Source organism: Bacillus sp. LL01, from assembly GCF_001037965.1.
In genome coordinates this window covers 1-7,247 of record NZ_LFEL01000074.1, presented here as the reverse complement: position 1 = coordinate 7,247, position 7,247 = coordinate 1, and the positions used below count along the sequence as shown (strand labels likewise).

Here is a 7,247-nt window from a genome sequence, read left to right as displayed (position 1 = left end):
GACGTTCCAGCCTTATACGAGCCGCCGTCTCCCGAAATGGACCCACCACCAACAACAGAAGTGCTTAATGAGTATTCTTGAGGCTTCGGTGCTTCTGGTTGTGGTTTCGGTTGTTCAGGAGCTGGCGGCTGTCCTCCGCCTGAATTAGATTCGTTTTTCGCAAATACCGCCGTCACACTGCGATTTCCGTTCATCGTGACAGATGTATGCACATTACTTCCACTTGCGCTTCCTTCCCAGCGAACAAATCTCCAACCATCCGCAGGTACCGCAGAAATCGCGACTTGAGTTCCAGGTTGGAAAGTAGAGCCTGACTTGTTCATCACGACATTCCCTTGACCTGTCGTATTAAGACTCAAACTGTACGTATTCCCCTCACTTGACTCATTTTCATCCGCTTCCGTACTATCGGTTTCATCTGCAGGAGAGTCATCACTATCTCTTACAAACACAGCACGTACCGTTGTATCACTATCAAGCTGGAATGTGATCGAAGCATCTGCGCTTGTCACATCACCTCTCCAACGTTCAAATGTCCAGCCGTCCGCAGCGCGTGCCGTTAAGGTAACCGGCTCATCTGGTGAGAATGTCGAAGAGAGAGAGCTTCTTAAAATCGTTCCTTCTCCTTCTTTTTCAACAGCTAATGAATGACCGCCATTACTGAAGATCGCTTTAATCGTTAAGCTATCTTCAATCGTAATCGTCTGCTCGATCTCTGATCCTGAAAGGTCGCCTTCCCATCCGGCAAATTCCCAACCAAGTTGTGGAACCGCACTTACGGTTACTTCTGTTCCGACCTCATAAGAATCTTGTCGAGGAGAAAGGAGGATTGAACCATTTCCTTCTGTTTGAGTAAGGATCGTTTTTTGATCTCCATCAATTCGTATTTCTAATATCGAATTCAAATCGTGATACGAGACAATGACAGCTTCAATCCCTGCTTCTTGTCCTGTATATGTCGTGCTAGAACCACTAGTAGAGCTTAGCGTACCAAAATTATTCTCCAGCATCCAAGCAGGGGAGATCGACATGACTTCCCCATTTGCATCGGTTGCACGAATGGAGAGCTCGATCTCTTCATCAATCGCAATCGTTTGCGGCTCGTCAAAGTTAAACGTTAACTCTTCCACGACTTGCTGTTGCACCGTGATGTCTTTTTCTTTTGTGAAATACTCTGTTTCAGCGATCACCGTGGCTGTACCTAATTCTTTTCCTTCAAACAGTACTTCACCAGATTCACCACTAGCAATGGCACCAAACGAATCGTCTGCTACCGTCCACTCTGCTTCCATAACAGAAGATTGCCCACTGTTTCCTTTCCACTTCAACTGAAGAGGGCGTTCAAATCCAACTTGAACAATCGAACGCTCACTCTCAATACTAATATTCGAAACAATCGATTGAACKGCCTCGGTTAAGGTCTCGCTATTTGTGCGCTCAATCCCTTCATTTAATAGAGAAAGGGCCTGAACGACCTCAGATTGTCCTAAATAAAATTGAGATGTGTGTAAATAGAGGGTCGGCTCAGTGGGTGRAAGCTGCATCCCCTCTAATAGAAGTTGTTCTGCTGCCTCTACTTGCCCTAACCCAACTAAACATTTAGACAAGCCAATACGAGCCTCGACATCAGTAGGATCTGTATCTAATAATTGCTGATACATATCAGCACATAATTCATAATCTCGCTCTTCAAAGGATTGCTTCGCATCCTCCATGGTAAGCATGGCAGGATCATCTTGAAGAATCGTCATCACTAAAATGGCAGCTAAAACTAGCACACCAATTAAACTACCAATAATTAATATAGGTTTTTTCCTCTTCATAAAGGTTCCTCTCTTGTCAGAAATTGTGGTGAAATATGGTAATGGTATGTTACTCCCATTATAAATAAGAATAATAGAAAGGAAAAGGAAATCTTTTAGGAAGTATGTCGGATCTATACCGATTTACTCGAAAAATAAGTAGGCTAATAAAGAGGATCAACGAAGGGGCATACCGAATTCCTTCTATCTATTACATTTCAACCATACTGGAGGACCTTATGACACTAGAGGACTGGATCACGAAAAAGCCGACACTTGAATGGAAACAAAGACTTGAAGAAGACGAAGACTATGAAGAGTTTTACTCGCACGAAAGTATTGCAGCTACGAATCAAACACTGGACTCCTATATCAATGACTTAAAAGGACTCCCTTCCAGTCCCACGCAAGATGAAATCATCCAATGTGTGAAACGAGTCGTCCTAAAACTAAATGATGTCAATGAAGAATACGATGATTTTATTGAAACCGAAGAGCGAGAAGAACTTTACGAATTTATTGACGGAGCAGCACGAACAGTAGGACTAGAAGAGGATGGCGATTGTACAGAAGAATGGAGAGAGTGGTAGACGCCTCAAAAAAGAAACCGTACCTCAATATGGTACGGTTCTTCTCATTCCCAAATGCTTTCAATTGTACTTTCAAATCCCACCGTATATAATCAGCTGTATAATAGTTGTATAACACATGTCSAAAATAAGATGAATCAATCAACCGTGTTCGGAGAGGGGAACAGCCAATGATATCCTGGCTTATTCGCAAACGCAAAATTACTATTCTATTCTTTATTATGTTCACTCTCGTTGGGGTACTGAGCTTCCTGCAACTCCCGCAACGTGAAATCCCAGAAATTGATCCACCGATTGCCCAGGTAACAACCGTGTACCCAGGTGCATCCAGTGAGCAAGTCGAGCAAAATGTCACCGATTTACTTGAAGAAGGCCTCTCGCAAATGCCAGAAATAGCCTCACTTACGTCGGTTTCAAGCCCAGGCTTATCATTTATGACAGTTGAACTTGAAGAAGGGATAGATACCGATCAAACCTGGAATGAAGTACGCCAACGTGTCACTGATGCCCAGGCCGAGTTCCCAGATGATGCGAATGCTCCGATCTTCAATAACGAGCTTTCAACCCAAGGTCTCGCAACATACCAGCTCACATTTGATAACCCAGACCTCGTTCCGGAAGTCGATGCGCTTCTAGACCGCTGGAATACGAGCTTAACTAAGCTTCCAGATATCGTCTCGATGCAAACACAAGGAACGCTTGAAAAAGAAATCCTCATTGAAGTCGATCCAGAGGAATTAGCCGATGCTGGTATTTCTACTGACCAACTGATTGGCGTCTTAAATGGAGAAATCAGCGCTGTTCCACCAGGTGAGTGGAAGACCGATGCCTACAATTACCGCGTCGAGCTCCAAACATTCACCAGCCTATCTGACCTTGAGACCCTTCCAGTAGCTGTTGACGGTGAAGGTGAAATGATCCAATTTGGCGACGTTGCTTCGATTAATGAAACATTCAAGCCAGTGACCGAGAAAGTAGCATTTGAAGGAGAAGAAGCGATTTCACTAACGTTCTCTCTCAAGCAAGGTGCCAGTGTCACAAGAGCTCAAAACGAACTAAATGGCTTAGTTGACCGAATCGAAGCTGAGCTCCCAGAGGGCGTGGAAATGACGCTTCTCTACACACAAGCAGATCTCGTTAACGAGCTATTCCGTGACCTCGCAATTTCTTTTGCCATTGCTGTTGTGTCCGTACTCATTGTCTGCTCACTCGGACTTAATGTCTCGACCGCACTCAGTGTCGCACTCGCAATCCCAGTATCACTCTCTTTAGGTGCAATCGTGTTGCCATTTATCGGAGTCGACCTGAACCAAATCTCCCTGATCGCCTTTATTATTGCCCTGGGAATATTGGTCGATGACGGCATTGTGGTCAACGAAAACATCGAACGCCGCTTACAAATGGGCGAAACACCGATCAACGCTGCCATCAATGGAACGAAGGAAGTCGCTGTCTCAGTCTTAACATCTACACTGACAGTCGTCTTCACCTTCCTACCATTAATGCTACTGCCAGGAGCTGCCGGAGGATTCATCCGCCCACTCCCAGCCGTATTAATTGCAACGATGATCGCATCAACATTTGTCGCCTTATTCTTAATTCCGATTTACAGATCGATTAAGGAAAAAACGGCTTCGCCTACTAAAAGAAGCAAGAGAAAGCCAGCCGGTTTTTTAGGTGGGACCTTTGATAAGGCAGCAGGTTTCTATGGAAAGCGGATGATGAGAGGCGTTACAAAACGCCCACTTCTCGTTGTCGTAACAGGCTTTTTGCTTGGAACAGCAGCGTATGCGCTCATTCCGTTCATTCCACTGGAGTTCTTCCCAGACACGGACCGTGAAGAAGTGTTCGTTGAGGTGACGCTCCCTGAAGGAACCGCACTCGGTGCAACAGAAGAACAAGCAGAAGAATTAGAAGCATGGCTTTATGATGTTGAACATGTTCGCTCTGTTTCCACCTACGTTGGAACAGACATCCCGCGTCTATTCGGAGCAGGGGGAGGCGGAGCTTCAGGTGAAAATGCCGCCAATTTCCTCGTCTTCATTGACCGCGAGCAATACTCAACGCGTGAGACAATGAACGAATGGAATGAAACATTACCAGAGCAATTCCCTGATTTAAACATCAACGTCTCGATGATCGAATCAGGCCCACCAGTTGGTGCCCCGATCGCAATCGAAGTCAGTGGCGAAGACTTTGAAACATTGCGCGAGATGGCAGCCGAAGTCAAAGACATCCTCGCTGCAACTGATGGTGTTGCAAACGTCGATGATGATGTCGGTGGTAATGTCGAGACGATTCAAGTTACACCCGATCGTGATGCCCTTGAAGAGAACGGCCTCTCAAGTGACGATATCGCTACAGCACTACGACTAGTCGGTGAAGGCTTGCCACTTGGCCAACTGCAGCAACCTGGTGAATTGATTGATATGCGAATGGTATTTGATACGGGTGATTCCTTATCTGTTGASGTATTAGATGATATTACAGTGGAAGGAATGACGGGTGAGAGCATAGCACTTGCTGATGTCGTAACAACAGAAGAAGTCACCTCTGACCCACGCATTCCACATTCGAATACGATCCCAACAATCACGGTGCGTGCGTATCCAAACGAACGCTCAAGTGATGAGATCTTAGCAGATGCCCGTGCAGACCTCGATGCAGTCACGGCAAACGACGCTGCATACAACCTGTCCATCGGCGGGGAAACATCAGCTAGAACTGATGTCTTTATTGATATCGGGAAAATCTTTATCGTCGTTGTCTTTTTAATTTTGATTGTCATTGCGATCCAGTTCTACTCACTGACGCTGCCAATCTTAATCCTAAGTACTGTTTACCTAGCCATCGCCGGTGCACTAATTGGACTATTTATCACCCAGACCGGACTAGGCTTTATGTCGATGATGGGGGCCGTCAGTTTGGCTGGTATTGTTGTTCGAAACGGAATTGTCTTGATTGAATTTATTGAGCAACRAAGAAAAGAAGGAGTCGACCCACGCGAAGCTGTCATGCTAGCAGCCGAGCAGCGCTTCCGCCCAATCGTGTTGACCTCGCTCACCTCGATTGCCGGCTTACTCCCTGTTGCACTCGGCAACAGCACCTTGTTTAAGCCGCTAGGAATCGCGATCGTCTCCGGACTGATCTTCTCAACGCTACTGACACTATTCATCGTGCCTGCACTATACCTGTTGCAGTCCAATGTCAGACAGCGCATCCGCGCACGACGAGCATAATGAAGGAAACCGCGCCTGTTGGGCGCGTTTTTTTGTGTGGGGAGCGTAGACGTGGCTGCGGGTGCGGAGGAGTGCGGTGGTTTCGCTCATATATGGGGTGCCAGAGTGCGGCTCGCACATATAATCTGAATAGCGCACATAAGTGGCGTGAGATCGCACATATTTGCTGAATAGCGCACATATCCGGCTTGAGCTCGCACATAAGTCGGATATTGCGCACATAACTAGTCGGAGAGCGTAGGTGCGATGGTTTCGCTCATATATGGGGTGCCAGAGTGCGGCTCGCACATATAATCTGAATAGCGCACATAAGTGGCGTGAGATCGCACATATTTGCTGAATAGCGCACATAAGTGGCGTGAGGTCGCACATATTTGCTGAATAGCGCACATATCTGCCAGCGGCTCGCACATAAAATCGAGAATTTCGCACATACGCCTTCGGGGCAGCCGGAGAGCAGAGGAGTAAATGGTTTCGCTCATATATTCCATATTCCGCACCTAACCAGCTCGCCCTCGCACATATAATCGGAATAGCGAACATAACCACAACCACCTCGCTCATAAACCCGATCAAATCGCACATATCCACCCACCAGCTACCCTACACATTAATAAAAACGACCCAACCTCAACTCAGCCTCTTCATGTAACTTTAGTGTGAGCAATTGATAGTTATTTACTAATAGATAGTACAAATGTCGAATAGTGGAAATTTCCTCCTTGTGTCAAGATAATAGTGTGACAATTCTAACTATTAAAAAGAAGGAGTGTCGTAATGAAAAAATATCTTGTTTTCATGCTCATGATTATTCTTATTCTCCAAGCTTTTACGTTCAACAACACGTCAGCCGAGGCCACGTCTACGGTAGTCGATGAAAAGGTATGGTCTGCTCTTGAGAGCAAATCAACTGCACAAATTATTGTGACGTTTGACGGGGAGGACAAGCCTACCACGCAGAACATCTCACTGTTAGAGAACCTCAATATCACAACGGCGGTTACGCTCAATCAATTGCCGATCGTCGGTGCCCTCGCCACGAAAGCGCAAGTGGAGCAATTAGCCCAAGATGAAGAGGTAAAGTCGATTTATTTAAACGAACGCCTCACTTACTTTAATGCTGATGCCAATGAAATAACAGGAGTGAATCAAGTTCGTGCCGATGAACAATTTACTGCGCAAAATGGCGGTCTACCTGTTACAGGAAATGGGGTAGGGGTTGTTGTGAACGATAGTGGAGTAGATGGCACGCACGGGGATCATACATTTAAAAAGAACCTCGTWCAAAATGTGTTAGGCACCTCTTATTTATCTAGTACCGGCATCATCCCAATCTCCTACATCGAAAATGTCATCAACACGGATACCAACTCAGGTCACGGAACCCACGTAGCTGGAACCGTTGGCGGAACGGGTGCGATGTCTGGTGGGAAGTACGCAGGTGCGGCGCCAGATTCCGATCTGATTGGCTATGGATCGGGTGCTGCATTACTCGTTTTAGATGGAATTGGTGGCTTTGATTATGCAATCGAGCACCAGGATGAGTACAACATCCAAGTGATCACGAACTCTTGGGGCTCATCTGGAGAATTTGATCCACATCATCCGATCAACGT

The 7,247-nt window shown here is 46.1% G+C and carries 4 protein-coding genes; 3 read left to right on the top strand and 1 reads right to left on the bottom strand.

Translation table 11 applies throughout. From position 1 onward, the window contains the following. Positions 1–1,823: tetratricopeptide repeat protein (locus AB685_RS24445; protein ID WP_047973191.1), on the bottom strand; the 1,823-nt coding region annotated here is incomplete at its 3' end. A 218-nt stretch (positions 1,824–2,041) separates the two neighbouring features. Here AB685_RS24445 and AB685_RS24440 point away from each other — a divergent pair. The 3 genes from AB685_RS24440 to AB685_RS24430 form a co-directional block, all read left to right on the top strand. Further along, positions 2,042–2,392 carry a hypothetical protein gene (locus AB685_RS24440; RefSeq protein ID WP_047973190.1) on the top strand — a complete coding sequence of 117 codons (351 nt, stop codon included), beginning with the start codon at positions 2,042–2,044 and terminating at the stop codon, positions 2,390–2,392. 170 nt (positions 2,393–2,562) lie between these two features. After that, on the top strand, positions 2,563–5,631 hold the full coding sequence (locus tag AB685_RS24435; RefSeq protein ID WP_047973189.1) for an efflux RND transporter permease subunit: 3,069 nt from the start codon (positions 2,563–2,565) through the stop codon (positions 5,629–5,631). A 777-nt stretch (positions 5,632–6,408) separates the two neighbouring features. Continuing rightward, positions 6,409–7,247: S8 family serine peptidase (locus tag AB685_RS24430; RefSeq protein WP_047973188.1), on the top strand; the 839-nt coding region annotated here is incomplete at its 3' end.

Excerpts from the sequence above, each read along its gene's own strand:
- AB685_RS24440 (WP_047973190.1), top strand. The coding sequence starts at position 2,042 with ATGACACTAGAGGACTGGATCACGAAAAAGCCGACACTTGAATGGAAA.